Genomic DNA, 15,016 nt, shown 5'->3' with positions numbered 1-15,016 from the left:
CAGGATCGCCGCGCACCGACGACGTGCGGAATGGCGCGGCTACTGCCCCAGCAGTTCCTCGGTGGCGGCCAGCAGCGCGGCGGTGGCCAGGCCGTCGATGGCGTCGCGCAGGTCCGGCAGCGACGGGAAGCTCGGCGCGATCCGGATGTTGGTGTCGGCCGGGTCCACCCCGTACGGGAACGACGCCCCCGCCGCGGTGACCGCGATCCCGGCGTCCTTGGCCAGCGCCACCGTCCGGCGGGCGGTGCCGGGCAGCACGTCGAGGCTGACGAAGTAGCCGCCCTTCGGGTCGGTCCAGGACACGATCTTCGACGCCGCCAGCCGGTCCTCCAGAATCTCGGCGACCAGCGCGAACTTTGGCGCCAGGATCCGCTGGTGGCCGAGCATGTGCCGGCGCACCCCGTCGGCGTCGCCGAAGAACCGCAGGTGCCGCAACTGGTTGACCTTGTCCGGTCCGATCGTCTTCTTCCCGGCGTACTTCAGGTACCAGGCGATGTTGGCGGCCGAACTCCCGAAGAAGGACACCCCGGCGCCGGCGAAGGTGATCTTCGAGGTCGAGGCGAACACGTAGGGCCGGTTCGGGTGGCCCGCCGCCTCGGCCAGCGCGAGCACGTCGACCTGCTCCGGGAACTGCTCGGTGATGGTGTGCACCGCGTAGGCGTTGTCCCAGAACAGCCGGAAGTCGGGAGCCGCGGCCGGCATCTGGGCCAGTCGGGCCACCTTCTCCGGGGAGTACACCGCCCCGGTCGGGTTGGCGAACACCGGCACGCACCACATGCCGCGGATCGCCGGGTCGGCGGCCACCAGCTCCTCGACGACGGCGAGGTCCGGGCCGTCCTCCAGCATCGGGACGGCGATCATCTCGATCCCGACGGACTCGGTGATGGCGAAGTGCCGGTCATAGCCCGGCGACGGGCACAGGAACTTCACCCCGGCGCCGTCGCGCAGCTCGTCGATCCACGGCCGCGGGGAATCCGCCCCGCCGTGCAGCAGCGAGTACATCACCACGTCGTGCATGTATTCCAGGCTGGCGTTGTTGCCGGCGATCAGGTTCGGCACCGCGATGCCCAGCAGCTCGCCGAAGATCGCCCGCAGCTCGGTCAGCCCGGTCAGGCCGCCGTAGTTGCGGGTGTCGACGCCGTCGGCGTCGCGGAAGTCACCGGGACCGGGCAGGCCGAGCAGGTCGTCGGCCAGGTCGAGCTGTTCCGGCGCCGGTTTGCCGCGGGTCAGGTCCAGCTTCAGGTTCTTGGCGACCAGGTCGGCGTATGCCTGCCGCTGGGAATCGTGTTCGGCCTGCAATTCGGCGCGGCCGAGGGAATGGAAGGACACCTGGGGGCCTCTCACCGATGACGGGCGGGCACTGCGAGAAGGGGACCCCGCGCACCCGCCAGAGCCCATTGACCCTTGCTGCCTTCCGGCCCTGGGGGAGTTCACAGGATGGACGCCGCGCGGGGTCCACGAAGCAGTGTATACGGCGCCGATCGGTGGGCCGCGAGCGCGACGACGCTCGGGGCCGCGCGGCGTCCCGGCGGCCGGCCAACCGGGTCGGCGCGCCCGGCCGGTCATCGGCGCCCCCGGCGCTGCGGTAAAGTACGACCCGGAGGATTCGCCTAGTGGCCTATGGCGCTCGCCTGGAACGCGGGTTGGGTTAACAGCCCTCAGGGGTTCAAATCCCCTATCCTCCGCACCTGACCCGGGTGTCCGCCGATCCGCTTATCGCCCCGGCGGGCACCCGGTTCTCAATTTCCAGGAGGAACATGTCGCGCTGGATCACGGTGGTCTGGCATGTCGGGACCCTGGCGGTGGCCGGGGTCCTGTACTTCTTCTTCACGCTGCCGCGCTGGTCCGAGTTGGCCGGCGAACTGTCCCCCACCGCGGGCACCGTGCTGCGGATCGTGACGGCGGTGCTGCTGGCCTCGGCCGCCGCACCCGTGTACCTCGACCTGCGCCGCACCCGCAAGCCCGAGTTGGGCAGCCCGCAGCTGTCCCTGACGCTGCACGCCTGGTCGATCGCCGGCGCGCTGGCCTCCGGGATCCTGGTGCTGGCCACCGCGATCACCGAGATCTGGCTCGACCTCGACACCGCCGGGGCGTGGCTGTTCGCGATCTATGCTGCCGCAGCCGCGGTCGCGCTGCTGGGCGCGTTCGCGTTCTACCTGTCCTTCGCCGCCGAGACGGCCCCGCCGCTGGAGCCGGTGAAGACCATCAAGCTCACCAAGCCCGAGGCGAAGACCGAGGCTGAGGCCGAGGCTGACGAGGCCGACGAGGACGAGGCCGACGACGAGTCCGACGACGAGTCCGACGATTCCGAGTCCGACGCCGAGTCCAAGTCCGACGATTCCGAAGACGCCCCGGCCGAGGCCACCGCCGCCGACCCGGAGGAGCCGCCGGTGTCCAAGTGGAAGCCCGCCGACGACGCCGAGAAGGCCGCCGCACCGGCGGGGAACAGGTACCGGCTGCGCAACCGCAGGCCGCGCGGCTGACCGGTCGGCCAACCGGGGACCCGGCGCAGCGCGGCTCAATGAGAGCCCGTCGACGCCGCGGTAACGACAAGGACACAGGGACCGAGATACAGACATGCCCGTGAACCACCTTCGCCGCTTCGCCGTGGGACGACTGTCGGCCGCCCTGCTCGCACCCCTGCTCGTGCTGGGTGCCCTGCTGGTGACGCCGGCGACCGCCGGCGCAGACCCCGCCGCGCCGATGGATCCGAACGCGTTGGCCGCCGCGGTGGAGCCCGGGCTGGTGCAAATCGACACCCTCAACAACTTCCAGGGCCTGGTCGGCAACGGCACCGGCATCGTGCTGTCCCCCGAAGGCGTGGTGCTGACCAACCACCACGTCGTGCAGGGCGCCAACGCCATCCGCGCCACCAGCGCCGCGACCGGCCAGGTTTTCGACGCCGACGTCATCGGCTACTCCCGCGCCAACGACCTCGCGGTGCTGCAGCTGCGCGGCGCCGGCGGGCTGCCGATGGCGCCGCTGGGCTCCTCGGCGTCGCTGGTGCTCGGCGAACCGGTGCTGACCATCGGCAACGCCAACGGCACCGGGCATCCGCTGACCCGCGAGGTCGGCCAGATCACCAGCCTGGATCGCGCCGTCGACGTCGAGGATGAGACCACCCACACCTCGCACCGGATGGGCGGGCTGATCGAGTCCTCGACCAACCTGCGGGCCGGTGACTCCGGCGGCGCGCTGGTCAACTCCGCCGGGCAGATCGTCGGCATGAACGCCGCCGCGACCATCACCTACCGGATCGGCGGCGGCGCCGACCCGGCCGGCCAGGGCTTCGCCATCCCGATCGACCGGGCACTGGGCATCGCCAGCCAGATCCGGGCCGCCGAGAGCTCCCCGTACGTGCACATCGGGCCCTCGGCGATGCTCGGCATCGGCATCGACGCGGGCGGACCCCCGCGGCCCAACGGCCTGCCGATCCGCTCGATCATGCGCGACGGTCCGGCCGAGCGCGCCGGGATCGTCCCCGGTGATGTGCTCACCGCCATCGACGGCACCCCGATCGACTCCGCCAACACCCTGACCGGGCTGCTGGACCAGCGCCACGGCGGCGACGTCATCACGCTGAACTGGGTGGACCGCACCGGCGCCGCCCGCACCGCCGACGTCACGGTGATCTCCGGGCCGGTCAGTTAGCCGGAGCCGGGGCCGGCTCGGGCGCCTTCTCCGGGGTCTTTTCCGGCGCCGGCACGGGCCCGACGACCGGCTCCACCCGAAGCACCCGGGCGGCCAGCCGCGCGCCCGGCGGACCGTCGACCGAGACGTCCTTGAACATCTTGGCCTGCCCATCGCTGACGGTGAAGCTGCCCGGCTGCGGCTGATGACCACCGGTGATCTCGTAGAACACCGTGAAGGCACGCTCCGGCAGCGGATGCCCGCCGTGATAGTTCGGCGCGATCGAATACACGTAGGTGCAGGTGGTCGGGGTGCCGCAATGGTGCTCGGTGACCGTCACTCCGACCAGGAACTCATCGGGCTTGGGCATCGTCGGTGTCGGGGCGAAGCTCTCCGGGGTGGACGCCACCGGATCGGCGCGCTGGGCGCCGGATGTGACCAGGTAGATCGCCGCTGCCACCCCGCCGGCCAGCATCCCGACGATGGCCAGCGCCGCCAGCACCTTGCGAATCGTCTGCACTCCCCCGCTCATCCGGACCACCCTAGGTCCTCGGGTGCCGGTCAGTGCTTCTCGACGGGATTTCCCTGGTCGTCCCAGTGCTCGGCGACCTTCTTCGACGGCTGCACCCGCGGCGGCTCCCCCGGCATCTTCGGGTAGTTCGGCGGGTACGGCATGTCACCGAGGCCCCGCTCGGCGTCGGCGTCGGCCAGCGCCAGCAGCGGTTCCAGCGACTGCGGGTCGTCCTCCATCCCGGCCCACGGGTCCTGCCGCCCCGCGATGATCCCGGGCACCGTGGGCAGGGTGTAGTCGTCGGGATCCGCCTCGGCGAGATCGGCCCAGCTCAGCGGCATCGACACGGTGGCGATCCGGGTCTTGCGCACCGAGTACGGCGAGGCCATCGTGCGGTCCCGGGCAGCCTGGTTGAAGTCGACGAAGATCCGCGCGCCGCGGTCTTCCTTCCACCACGAATCGGTCACCCGCTCCGGGGATCGGCGGGCGCATTCGCGGGCCACCGCGATGGCCGCCCGGCGCACCGCGACGAAATCCCAGTCCGGCCGGATCCGCAGGTAGACGTGGATGCCGCGACCGCCTGAGGTCTTCGGATAGCCGACCAGGCCGAGCTCGTCGAGCAGCGGCTTGAGCACCTCCAGCGCGACGGCCCGGGCCTCCGGGAACGCGGTGCCCGGCTGCGGATCGAGGTCGATGCGCAGTTCGTCGGGGTGGTCGACGTCGGCGCGGCGCACCGGCCACGGGTGCAGCGTCACCGATCCCATCTGGGCCGCCCAGACGATCGCGGCCGGGTGGGTGATGCACAGTTCGTCGGCGGTGCGCCCGGACGGGAACGTCACCCGCACGCTGTCGAGGTAGTCGGGGTGGTGCGGCGGCAGCCGCTTCTGGTAGACCTCCTCGCCGTCGATGCCGTCGGGGAAGCGCTGCAGATGCGTCGGCCGGTCCCGCAGCGGCGCGAACATCGGTCCGAGCGCGACGGTGCGGTAGTAGTCCACCAGCGCGCCCTTGCTGCCCGCGGCGCCGAGGTCGGGGAAAAAGACCTTGTCCCGGCTGGTGATTCGCACGGCGATGCCGTCGACGTCGAGTTCCTCGGGCGCGGGCTTTGGGCTCATCGGTCCTCCAGTACGTCGGACAGGTCGTAGCGGGCCGGCACGTCGAGCTGGTCGAAGGTGCAGCTGCGCGGGTCGCGGTCCGGCCGCCAGCGACGGAACCGCACCGCGTGCCGGAACCGCCGGCCCGGCCCGGCGCCCTCCATCTGGTCGTAGCCGACCTCGGCGACGCGGTCCGGGCGGATCGGGATCCAGCGTTTGTCGGCGGCGGAGTTCCACCTGCTCGGCTCGCCGTCGCGCACCAGGTCCTGCGCCAGCCGCAGCGGTTCGAGCTCGGCCATCAGTTGGGCGCGGGCGGCGGTGCTGAACGACGCCGCGCCGCCGACCATCTGCAGCGCGCCGTCGTCGTAGAGGCCAAGCAGAATCGAGCCGACGCCCTCGCCGGACTTGTGCACCCGGTAGCCGATCGCGACGACGTCGGCGTCGCGGGCGTGCTTGATCTTGACCATCTCTCGCTTGCCGGGCAGGTAGTGGCCGCCGCGCCGCTTGGCGATGACGCCGTCGAGCCCGGCGCCCTCGAAGGTGGTCAGCCAGCGCGCCGCCAGCTCGGGATCGTCGGTGCTGCGGGTGATGTGGCACCACTGCCCGCCGGTGACCAGCGCGCCGAGCGCCTGCCTGCGGTCGGTCAGCGGGCGGTCCAGCAGCGCGGTGTCGGCGTCGGCCAGCGCGTCGAATCCGATGAAATGCGCCGGGGTTTCCCGGGCGAGCAGCGCAATTCGACTGTCCGCCGGGTGTATTCGGGCCGACAGCGCATCCCAGTCCAGCCGGGTGCGGCCGTCGACCTGGCGCGGGACGACGATCTCGCCGTCGAGCACGCAGCGCGGGGCGACCTCGGTGCGCAGCGCGTCGAGCAGTTCCGGGAAGTAGCGACCGAGGTCCTTGCCGGCGCGGGACTGCACGGTGATCTCGTCGCCGTCGCGGAACACCAGCGCCCGTCTAGTTGACTGAACTTCGGCGAGCCTTCCGATGGCGTGGCTGCGGCGGGCGGAGGATCCGGTTATGGGTGAGGTGGGTCGGGTGGAGTCGGCACCGAGCGGGTTGCCGTGGCGGGTGATCTTCCCCGATGCCGAACATCTGGGGGCCACGTCATACCTTCGCGAACTGGCGGCGTCGGATTGCAGTCCACTCACAATTCGAAGTTACGCGTTCGACCTTCTGCGGTGGTTCCGATTCCTGCATGAACGCCTCATCAGTTGGGAGCGAGCAGAGCGCGTAGACGTCCGCGCCTTCGTCGAGCACCTACGAGAGGCGCCCAATCCGCAACGTCTGCGCCGACGTCCGGACGGACCACCGCCGGGGTCGGTGAACGCGGTTACCGGCAAGGCGGAATTGACCACCAAGTACGCGCCGCGCACCATCAACCATCAACTGTCGGTGTTGTTCGGATTCTACGAACACGCCTGTGCCGCCGATCTGGGTCCGCTTGTCAATCCCGTTCCCGCACAACGCGCCAGGAACGGTGGTCGACCGCATGCTCACCACAATCCGATGGAAGACTTCACGATCTTCCGGCGCGCCAACTATCGGCAGAAGACCCCTCGGCCGGTGTGGCGAGCGATCCCCGATGACGCTGCCGCATCGCTGTTCAACGCGCTGCGCAGCCACCGCGATCGAGCGCTCGTGAGCTTCTACTTGTCCTCGGGCGTACGGGCATCGGAGTTGTTGGGCTTGCGTCACGGCGATCTGGATGCTGGCCGCTACACCATTACGGTCACCAGCAAGGGCAGCCGCATGCGGGAAACCGTTCCGGCCTCAGTGGACTCCTTCGTGTGGCTGGCGCTGTATCTGTCCGAGCAACCCCCGATCGAGCCGGGTGGTCCGGTGTGGTGGACCCGACGCTCTCAGCCGGCGCCGCTGAACTATCACGCGATGCGCGCGGTGCTGCGCCGCGCCAACGCTAGCTTGGGTGCGAACTGGTCGTTGCACGACTTCCGCCACACTGCCGCCGCGCGGATGCTAGCCGACCCCGCGTTCACGCTGGTCGATGTGCAGACCGTCTTGCGGCATGCCAGCGTGACGACGACACAGATCTACACCCAGCCTCGTCTGGAAGATCTGATCGGCAAAGTGCTCGAGCACTACGCTCGGCCAAAGACCAACGTAGCGACGATCGAACCTGCCTACGACGCCGCGGCGGTCCGGGAACTGTTGGGCCTGCCGGAGTGAGTACCGAGGACACCCGGTCACCAGCACGTCAGCAGGCCGCCGCGACGCGGCGCGCCATGAGCCCCAAGGTCCAACTGCTATCGCGGCCGGATTCACCGCATCTGGCTGCGATTTCAGCAGACAGCCGCTATGGCCCAGCCGGCCAGGTGCGCCCCTTGTGGGGCTATGACGCCAACCACGCGCCCCCACCGCTGCCAGTCGGGGCGCGCGGCGCGATGATGCAGTCACTGACCGCCGACGAGCTGTGCGACTTCGTGGCCGAGCATCACCGGACACTGACACACCGGGCGCGCCAGCCCATCGTGAGGGGAACCCGGGCGATGCTCGGTGTGCTTGCTCAATATTCCGGGCAGACGTGGGAGCAGCGTTGGTTGGCCAGCGGTTACGACGCCGCGCCACGCACCTGGTTCGAGCATGATGCGTTGCCGCACTACGACCACTGGTCACCCACGATCAGCGCGGTCAACGCGCTGTTGCAGGCCCGAGTGCTGCGGCCGTCCTACAGTTGGCTGCTCGACTCTCAGAAGCGGGTGGCCCTCCGCAAATTCCTCGACCGCGACGGCGGGCCGGACCTGGATCGATTGCGCGGGCTGCCCGCCTACCGCGACGCGGTGCCCAAATACCAGGACGACGCCGAAAAGGCCTTGGCGCGGGTGATGATCCGCACCGGCAAGGACATCGCTCAGCTATGCGGCGACGATCTACTCTTCTACGCCGACGTGGTGCGCACCTCGGGACGACAGCGCCGAGAGCACCTCATCTGGGAGCTTCTGGTCGCCCTGGGCCCGCTGGCCGAGGAGGCACCGACTCTGCGGGCGACATGGTCGGCGCGAGGCAACACACGCCAGCACAGCACCGCGACGTTGGTCGACAGATACGGCATCCCCGCCTCGGGGGTGCGCAACCTGCTCGTCGATTACCTCGAAGAGATCAAGCCCGGCATGGACTACAGCTCACTGGAAGGCCTGGCTTACCGTTTGATCCGATTGTTCTGGTGGGAGATCCTGCAGATCAATCCCGACCAAGCCAATCTCGCATTGTCGGCCGAGGTGGTGACGGCGTGGCGGGAACGGTTGGCGCTGACCCTCGACGGCCGGCCGCGACGCGAAGTCCACTCGATTCTGTTCGCCATCCGTGGGATGTACCGCGACTTGGCCGAGTGGTCGCACGACGACCCGGTCCGCTGGGGTTTCTGGGTCGCGCCGTGCCCGGTACCTCGGGAGCTCAGTCGCGCCGCGGCGAAGCAGAAACGCCGCCAGAAGGCCTCGATGCAGGACCGCACCCGCATGCTGACGCCGCTGTTGCCGGCACTGCTGGCCGCGGCTACCGCGCACAAGGACCGGACCGCCACCTTTCTACAGCGAGCCCTGGACTGCACGCACGACCAGGAGTTCGTGGTCGAGGGCTACACGTTCCTGCGGTATTGCCCACCGTTGCGGCGCGACGGCGACGCCCGAGTGCGGACCTGGGTGCACCTAGCACCCGGACAGCAGCGACCGCCCTGGATCCGTGGTAGCGCCCCGCGCATCGACGTGACCGCGCTCGAAGCGGAGGGGTTCTGGGGCTACGCGATCGTGGAAACATTGCGACACACGGGTATTCGCATCGAGGAGCTACTCGAACTGACCCAGTTGTCGCTGCGGCACTACACCGCTTCCACCACCGCCACGCTGGTGCCGTTGCTGCACATCGTGCCGTCCAAGACCGACTGCGAACGTCTCATCCCGATGACCCCAGAATTGGTCGGGGTGCTCCTGGAAGTGCTGCGCCGCGCGAAGGCCGGCAAGGATCACGTGCCGCTGTCGATCGCCTACGACACCAACGACAAGGTCCACAGCGAACCGTTTCCGCACCTGTTTGCGCGCCCTCTGGGCATCCGCCACGAAGTGCTGGGTCGGCACTACGTCCGCCGAATCCTGATACACCTCGCCGGCGTCGCCGGGCTCACCGATGCCGGTCAACAGGTTCACTTCACCCCGCACGACTTCCGCCGGTTGTTCGCCACCGACGCTGTCAACAACGGCCTGCCACTGCACATCGCTGCTGCGCTGCTGGGCCACCTCAACCTCGACACCACCCGCGGTTACACCGCGGTGTTTCCCGAGCACCTCATCATCGCCCATCAGGCGTTCATCGAGCGGCGCCGCCAACTGCGTCCATACGAGGAGGCCAAGGTTGCCGACGACGACGAGTGGGCCGATTTCGAAGAGCACTTCCTGCTGCGTCGGGTGGCGCTGGGTGAGTGCCACCGCCCTTACGGCACGGCGTGCGTGCACGAGCACGCCTGCACGCGATGCCGATTCCTGCGCGTCGACCCCGCCCAGCTGGGCCGCATCAACGAAATGACCGAGAACGCCGAACAGCGTCTCGCCGAAGCGAAGGACCGCGCATGGCTGGGCGAGGTTGCCGCCCTCGAAGAGAGCATTAAGCATTTGCGCACCCGACAATCCCAGGCTCAGCAACTACTTTCCACCGGCACTAACCCGTTCGCCGAGCAGGGACCACAATGAAGCGATGAAGCTTCCCGTCATGCCACCGGTCTCACCGATGTTGGCCAAGTCGGTGCCGACAATCCCTCCCGATGCCTCCTATGAACCGAAGTGGGATGGCTTCCGGTCAATCTGCTTCCGCGACGGCGACGAGGTCGAGCTGGGCAGCCGTAACGAGCGGCCTTTGACCCGGTACTTCCCCGAACTGGTCACAGCGATCAAAACCGAACTACCGCAACGCTGCGTCATTGATGGCGAGATCATCATCGCCACAGACCACGGCCTGGACTTCGAGGCGCTGCAACAACGCATCCACCCGGCCGATTCGCGAGTGCGGATGCTCGCCCAACAGACCCCCGCGTCCTTCGTAGCGTTCGATCTACTCGCCCTAGGCGATGAGGACTACACCAGGAGACCGTTCACCGAGCGACGCGCAGCACTCGTCGCGACGTTGGCCGACTCCGGGCCCTCGGTTCACGTCACACCGGCCACCACCGATCCCACGACCGCCCGACGGTGGTTCGAGGAGTTCGAGGGGGCCGGCCTCGACGGGGTGGTCGCTAAACCGTTGACGCTGACCTATCAGCCCGATAAGCGCGTCATGTTCAAGATCAAGCATCAGCGGACCGCTGACTGCGTCATCGCCGGCTACCGAGTCCACAAATCCAGCGCGGAGGCCATCGGCTCCCTGCTGCTCGGCCTCTACACCGACCACGGCAGCCTCGCCTCGGTCGGCGTCATCGGCGCGTTCCCGATGGCCAAGCGGCGACAGTTGTTCAGCGAAATGCAATCGCTGGTAACCAGTTTCGATGGGCACCCGTGGAACTGGGCCGCCCACGAAGCCGGTGACCGCACGCCGCGCAAGAACGAAATCTCGCGTTGGAATGCCGGCAAGGATCTCTCGTTCGTCCCGCTTCGACCCGAGCGAGTGGTCGAGGTGCGCTACGACCACATGGAGGGCGAACGGTTCCGCCATACCGCCCAGTTCAATCGATGGCGTCCCGACCGTGACCCGCGATCATGCACCTACGCCCAACTCGAAAAGCCACTCAGCTTCGGGCTGGGCGACATTATTCCCGGGCTCACCAAGGAAGGCGAAAGCTAATGTGCACGATTGCTTTTCGCTCTGCTGGAGGTGTCTTCATCTCGCTGGGCAAGATCCCCGTCGACGTCGCAGGTGGCCAGCCCGTTGGTCGACTAACTGTATATCGAGCCTGCGTTCTTTCCTCTGGAATCCCGGGGGCGGCACCGCCCATCCAAATGTGTACGAACCGACGAACAATGGCTACCGTCCCGGCAATCTGGGCGCGTGCCAAACCCGATCCCGGCTTCGACGTGTCTGTTCGGCGCGACGTGCATTGATGACGGGCAGCCGCTGACGTTCATCCGCGCGGCGTCGTCGGTGGCTGTGGGCGGCCGCCTGTTGCGGCCTCGTGTGCCCGTTGGTGGGCGGCGAGGAAGTCGTCAACGACGTGTTCGCAGTCGTCCCGATTGATGCTGCGCAGTCCGGTCATCCGTGCGAACACAAGTGGTCCGATGAGTTGACACATGGCCAGTTCGACGTCGAAGTCGTCGAGTTCCTCGCGGGCCTGAAGGCTGTGCAGGATGGCATCGAACGGTTGGCGGTATTGATCGATCACGCGGGTGCGCAGCGCTCCGGTTGGGGCGGAGGTGTCTGTGCCGTCCCCGGCGCTGCTGTTGGCGGTTGGTCCGAGGGCGAGCCAGGCCAGAGTCGTGACATGCAGGGGCGCTTCGGCGAACAAGGATGCTTGACGGTTCAGCAACTCGATGAGTTGGTCGCGCAGCGACCCCGTCGACGGCGCCGGCGGGATGACTTGGGGCAGCAGCCGTTCGAAGGTGGCGGCCAGCAGTTGCGAGGAGCTGTTGAAGTGACGGTAGAGAGTGGTGCGGGCGACTTTGGAGGCCTTGGTGACCGCGTCGATGGTGACGGCTTCGACCCCGCCGGTGCTCAGTAGGTGGGCGGCGGCGTCGAGCAGGCGGTTCCGCGACCGCACGCGACGGGGGTCGATCTCGTCGTCGTCAGGTATTGGCGTGGACGGTGCAGTCACCGCAACACCATTTCAGAGGACTTGCTAACGACGAAACTGGTCACCGCATTATGGTACCAAGAGTAGCGCAGCGAAACTGTGGGTATCTATTCGCCGAGGGGTGTGATGGCGTCCGACGATCCGGCTGGACCGACATTGGCCCACTTGTCCCGCGGCCAATTGTGGACGTTGGTGGTGTCGCGCCTGGCGGTTGCCCTGGTCATCGCACTGGAAGTTGCCCCCTCGTCGGGGCCAGCCTGCAGCCAGTTGGCCGACGCCGCCACTTCGGCGTTCGTTCACGGTTACAGCCACGGCGCGGTCGTCCTGCCGATCACCACCGTCGCCGGCGTCATCGCTGGCACGGGAACTTACTGAGTAATACCTCTGGAAGGCAACCGAATTCGCGAATGACGTCAACACGACTGGACCCAGCGCCACACCCACCCACTGCAACTGTGCGCCGAGAGGCCATCCTGAATGCCGCCACGGCGATCGCCACCGACGGTGGCTACGTGGCCGTGCGGATGCGGGTGGTCGCCGACCGCGCCGGTATTGCAGTGGGGTCTCTGTACCGCTACTTCCCATCCAAATCACATCTGCTCGTCTCGGTGCTCACCCGCGAATTCGCGCGCCTCGACGACGAGGGCGACTGGGCCACGACCGCCGACACTCCGTGGCAGCGGCTGGAAGTGCTCAATGGGGAGGAATTGTCAATACCTGTGGATCGGGGTGTTTCAGGCGACCTCCGTCCCGGCGTGCTGATCGTCGTCTGAGGGCGGTGTCTGCGGCGTGATGTCGGCGGGACGCTCAAGCAGCTTGCCTTTGTGGAAGGCCGCGCCAGCGCGCACCAGGGCAACCAGGTGCGGGGCGTTGACAGCCCGCCAACGGGCCGCGGCGGCATCGATCAGCTTGTAGGCCATGGCCAGACCGGCCACCCGCGATCCCGGCCCCTTGGTCACCTTGGTCCTCAAACGCACTGTGGCGAAGGTGCTTTCGATCGGATTGGTCGTACGCAGGTGGATCCAATGTTCGGCCGGGTACTTGAAGAACTCCAGCAGCACATCGAGGTCGTCGGTGATCTTGGCGACCGCCTTGGGGTACTTGGCGCCGAAATCGACCTCGAACGCTTTCACCGCGAGCTGGGCCTTGTCGATATCCTCGGCGTTGTAGATCTCCTTGAGTGCCGCCAGGGCCGACGGGTGTGCTGATTTCGGCAGTGCGGCAAGAACATTAGCCTGCTTGTGGAACCAGCACCGCTGCTCTTTGGTGGCCGGGAACACCTCACGCACCGCTTTCCAGAACCCGAGCGCACCGTCACCGACGGCGAGCACGGGGGCGGTCATGCCGCGCCGTTTGCAGTCGCGCAGCAGATCGGCCCACGACTCGGCCGATTCACGGTAGCCGTCGCTGATCGCCACCAGTTCCTTGCGCCCGTCGGCGCACACCGAGCATCACCAGCAGGCACAGCTTCTCCTGGTCCAGACGGACCTTGAGATGGATGCCGTCAACCCACAGGTAGACGTAGTCGGTGCCCGACAGATCGCGGCGACCGAACGCGGCGGCCTCGTCTTGCCACTGCGACGTCAGCCGGGTGATCGTGGATGCCGACAGCCCGGCACCGGAGCCGAGGAACTGCTCCAGGGCCGGGGTGAAATCGCTGGTCGACAAGCCATGCAGGTACAGCAGCGGCAGGACCTCACTCATCTGCGGAGACTTGCGCGCCCAGGCCGGCAGGATCGCGGAGGAGAACCGCTTGCGTTCGCCCGTGTCCAGGTCGAGGCGGCGGTCGTTGACCCGCGGAGCTTTCACCTCGACTGCGCCGGCCGCGGTCAGCACCTCACGGGCTTGGTGGTAGCCGTTGCGCACCACCAGTCGGTGACCGTTGTCATCAAGCTGGTCGGCGTACTGAGCCACGTAGGCAGCGACCTCAGCCTGCAACGCCGTGGCCAGCATCTGCCGAGCGCCGTCGCGAACGATCTCATCGAGCAATGAGCGTCCGCCGGTTTCGTCGTTGGTCTCCTGGCCATCGTGAACTACGGTGAGCATGGGCGTACCTTCCCAACCAGCGCGCCAACGCCGGTCTTGATCGAATACCTGATTCCGTAATGATCATCCTCGGGAAGGTGCGCCCATTTTCACGCCCCCACGCCGAGGCTCATCCACAGGTATTGATCATTGCTCCTCAATGGGCGACTGCGCCGCGAATGGCAGGACAGGCCGGCGCTGACCGAGGCGGTCACCCGCGCGTTCGTCGTCGCCGACGGCACCGTCGACGTCGTGCAGGCCGAAGAGTTCATCGCACGCATGATGGCTCGAGCGATCGCCGGCGGGGACCCCACGTCGCGTCAGATGCAGATCGCCGCGGTCGTCGCCGACGTCTGGCTTGCCAACCTCACCGCCTGGGTCCGGCAGCGGGCCACCACCGCCGAGTGTTGCCAACGGCTCGACCATGCAACCCGACTCCTGCTCGCACGCGAACTCCAAGAGTGATTCGTTAACGCTACTAATAGTATTGGTGCGATACTTACAGTATCGTTATGGTTCACCGAAGACCGAAGGGGCCATCATGATCACCCAGTGGATCGAAGACTGTCAGGTCCAGCGGATCGGGCTTCACGAAGGCCTCATGATCAGCCTGGAGGACTACAACGAACTGGTCATCACGCGGCCACTGCAGCTCACGCTGCCACCGGAAGGTGGCTACCCAGCCGAAGATGTGATGATCGACCCGAACGACGTGCCCGACGTTCAGCGTCCACTGCTGAACTTCGCGGGCAGTACCTGCACGCACGCCACCTGCGATGACGACGGGACGCTGCACCTGCAGCTCTCCAGCGGACACCGCATCACCGTCGCCGCCGACGAGCACGCGACCGCGTGGGAGCTGTACGGCAAACGCCACGGCTACATGGCCTGCTTACCCCGCGGAAGGGTCCACGTCGTGCGCCACGACGTTCCCGAGGAGGACCAAGTCGCCGATACTCCCGCCGCGGCGCGGTGACCCGGCGCTTGACGCTTGACCGCGTCCCCAACATCGATCCAGCGCGGAGAGACGGTTGACCA

13 protein-coding genes, 1 tRNA gene, 1 other RNA gene and 2 pseudogenes are annotated in these 15,016 nt (G+C 67.6%); 10 read left to right on the top strand and 7 right to left on the bottom strand.

What is annotated here, in order from left to right; genetic code table 11:
- Positions 1-39 precede the first annotated feature (39 nt).
- Together G6N10_RS14830 and ffs are read right to left on the bottom strand one after the other, a co-directional pair.
- Positions 40-1,329, bottom strand: coding sequence for an aspartate aminotransferase type Ic (locus tag G6N10_RS14830; protein ID WP_085092386.1), 1,290 nt, complete (start codon positions 1,327-1,329; stop codon positions 40-42).
- Positions 1,330-1,365: 36 nt separating this feature from the next.
- Positions 1,366-1,460: signal recognition particle sRNA small type (gene ffs, locus G6N10_RS14825), an RNA gene on the bottom strand.
- A 139-nt stretch (positions 1,461-1,599) separates the two neighbouring features.
- On the opposite strand from ffs, the gene G6N10_RS14820 reads away from it, so the two are divergent.
- The 3 genes from G6N10_RS14820 (at position 1,600) to G6N10_RS14810 (ending at position 3,651) form a co-directional block, all read left to right on the top strand.
- Positions 1,600-1,685 (top strand) — tRNA-Ser (locus tag G6N10_RS14820).
- A 72-nt stretch (positions 1,686-1,757) separates the two neighbouring features.
- On the top strand, positions 1,758-2,483 hold the full coding sequence (locus G6N10_RS14815) for a lipid uptake coordinator LucA (RefSeq protein WP_085092387.1): 726 nt from the start codon (positions 1,758-1,760) through the stop codon (positions 2,481-2,483).
- Positions 2,484-2,583: 100 nt separating this feature from the next.
- Positions 2,584-3,651, top strand: a complete 1,068-nt coding sequence (locus G6N10_RS14810) for a S1C family serine protease (RefSeq protein WP_234810392.1) — start codon at positions 2,584-2,586, stop codon at positions 3,649-3,651.
- Here G6N10_RS14810 and G6N10_RS14805 read toward each other — a convergent pair.
- From G6N10_RS14805 to G6N10_RS14795, 3 genes are read right to left on the bottom strand one after another with little or no spacing between them, the layout of a single operon-like run.
- Complete coding sequence (locus tag G6N10_RS14805; RefSeq protein WP_085092389.1) at positions 3,644-4,162, bottom strand: hypothetical protein; 519 nt, start codon at positions 4,160-4,162, stop codon at positions 3,644-3,646. The two genes, G6N10_RS14810 and G6N10_RS14805, sit on opposite strands and share 8 nt — an antisense overlap.
- A gap of 29 nt (positions 4,163-4,191) precedes the next feature.
- Complete coding sequence (locus tag G6N10_RS14800) at positions 4,192-5,253, bottom strand: DNA polymerase domain-containing protein (protein ID WP_085092390.1); 1,062 nt, start codon at positions 5,251-5,253, stop codon at positions 4,192-4,194.
- Positions 5,250-6,305, bottom strand: coding sequence for an ATP-dependent DNA ligase (locus G6N10_RS14795; RefSeq protein WP_456152507.1), 1,056 nt, complete (start codon positions 6,303-6,305; stop codon positions 5,250-5,252). Before G6N10_RS14795 ends, G6N10_RS14800 begins: the two co-directional genes overlap by 4 nt.
- Here G6N10_RS14795 and G6N10_RS14790 point away from each other — a divergent pair.
- The 3 genes from G6N10_RS14790 to G6N10_RS14780 are packed head-to-tail and all read left to right on the top strand — an operon-like array spanning position 6,250 to position 11,010.
- Positions 6,250-7,416: a tyrosine-type recombinase/integrase gene (locus G6N10_RS14790; protein ID WP_234810393.1), complete on the top strand. Its 1,167-nt coding sequence runs from the start codon at positions 6,250-6,252 to the stop codon at positions 7,414-7,416. The genes G6N10_RS14795 and G6N10_RS14790 overlap by 56 nt on opposite strands.
- A 56-nt stretch (positions 7,417-7,472) precedes the next feature.
- Positions 7,473-9,926, top strand: coding sequence for a tyrosine-type recombinase/integrase (locus G6N10_RS14785; RefSeq protein ID WP_085092392.1), 2,454 nt, complete (start codon positions 7,473-7,475; stop codon positions 9,924-9,926).
- A 4-nt stretch (positions 9,927-9,930) separates the two neighbouring features.
- Positions 9,931-11,010 (top strand): ATP-dependent DNA ligase, encoded by a 1,080-nt coding sequence (locus tag G6N10_RS14780; RefSeq protein WP_085092393.1) that lies wholly within the window; start codon positions 9,931-9,933, stop codon positions 11,008-11,010.
- Positions 11,011-11,287: 277 nt separating this feature from the next.
- Here the strand turns inward: G6N10_RS14780 and G6N10_RS14775 are convergent, their stop codons facing one another.
- The gene (locus G6N10_RS14775) at positions 11,288-11,974 is read right to left on the bottom strand and encodes a TetR/AcrR family transcriptional regulator (protein WP_085092394.1); all 687 of its coding nucleotides are present in this window, start codon (positions 11,972-11,974) and stop codon (positions 11,288-11,290) included.
- A 105-nt stretch (positions 11,975-12,079) separates the two neighbouring features.
- Here G6N10_RS14775 and G6N10_RS14770 point away from each other — a divergent pair, with 105 nt between their 5' ends.
- Positions 12,080-12,328: a hypothetical protein gene (locus tag G6N10_RS14770; RefSeq protein ID WP_133055043.1), complete on the top strand. Its 249-nt coding sequence runs from the start codon at positions 12,080-12,082 to the stop codon at positions 12,326-12,328.
- 32 nt (positions 12,329-12,360) lie between these two features.
- Positions 12,361-12,657, top strand: a pseudogene (locus tag G6N10_RS14765) (TetR/AcrR family transcriptional regulator); the annotation flags it as partial.
- Positions 12,658-12,687: 30 nt separating this feature from the next.
- Here the strand turns inward: G6N10_RS14765 and G6N10_RS14760 are convergent.
- Positions 12,688-13,999 (bottom strand): annotated as a pseudogene (locus G6N10_RS14760) (IS256 family transposase).
- Between the two features lie 129 nt (positions 14,000-14,128).
- Between G6N10_RS14760 and G6N10_RS14755 the strand changes: the two are divergent.
- Both G6N10_RS14755 and G6N10_RS14750 read left to right on the top strand, forming a co-directional pair.
- Positions 14,129-14,443, top strand: a complete 315-nt coding sequence (locus tag G6N10_RS14755; protein WP_085093318.1) for a hypothetical protein — start codon at positions 14,129-14,131, stop codon at positions 14,441-14,443.
- A 76-nt stretch (positions 14,444-14,519) separates the two neighbouring features.
- On the top strand, positions 14,520-14,954 hold the full coding sequence (locus G6N10_RS14750) for a DUF6188 family protein (RefSeq protein WP_085093316.1): 435 nt from the start codon (positions 14,520-14,522) through the stop codon (positions 14,952-14,954).
- Positions 14,955-15,016: the final 62 nt, after the last annotated feature.

Origin of the sequence: Mycolicibacterium fallax (genome assembly GCF_010726955.1) — a bacterium.
GTDB classification, from domain to species: Bacteria; Actinomycetota; Actinomycetes; order Mycobacteriales; family Mycobacteriaceae; genus Mycobacterium; species Mycobacterium fallax.
Note: the sequence above shows the minus strand (reverse complement) of the source record. Positions and strands in the feature narration are given on the sequence as shown.

Bases quoted from the DNA above. Each gene is read 5' to 3' on its own strand.
- G6N10_RS14815 (WP_085092387.1), top strand. From the start codon at position 1,758: ATGTCGCGCTGGATCACGGTGGTCTGGCATGTCGGGACCCTGGCGGTG.
- G6N10_RS14805 (WP_085092389.1), bottom strand. From the start codon at position 4,162: ATGAGCGGGGGAGTGCAGACGATTCGCAAGGTGCTGGCGGCGCTGGCC.
- G6N10_RS14800 (WP_085092390.1), bottom strand. From the start codon at position 5,253: ATGAGCCCAAAGCCCGCGCCCGAGGAACTCGACGTCGACGGCATCGCC.
- G6N10_RS14790 (WP_234810393.1), top strand. From the start codon at position 6,250: ATGGGTGAGGTGGGTCGGGTGGAGTCGGCACCGAGCGGGTTGCCGTGG.
- G6N10_RS14785 (WP_085092392.1), top strand. From the start codon at position 7,473: ATGAGCCCCAAGGTCCAACTGCTATCGCGGCCGGATTCACCGCATCTG.
- G6N10_RS14780 (WP_085092393.1), top strand. From the start codon at position 9,931: ATGAAGCTTCCCGTCATGCCACCGGTCTCACCGATGTTGGCCAAGTCG.
- G6N10_RS14770 (WP_133055043.1), top strand. From the start codon at position 12,080: ATGGCGTCCGACGATCCGGCTGGACCGACATTGGCCCACTTGTCCCGC.
- G6N10_RS14750 (WP_085093316.1), top strand. From the start codon at position 14,520: ATGATCACCCAGTGGATCGAAGACTGTCAGGTCCAGCGGATCGGGCTT.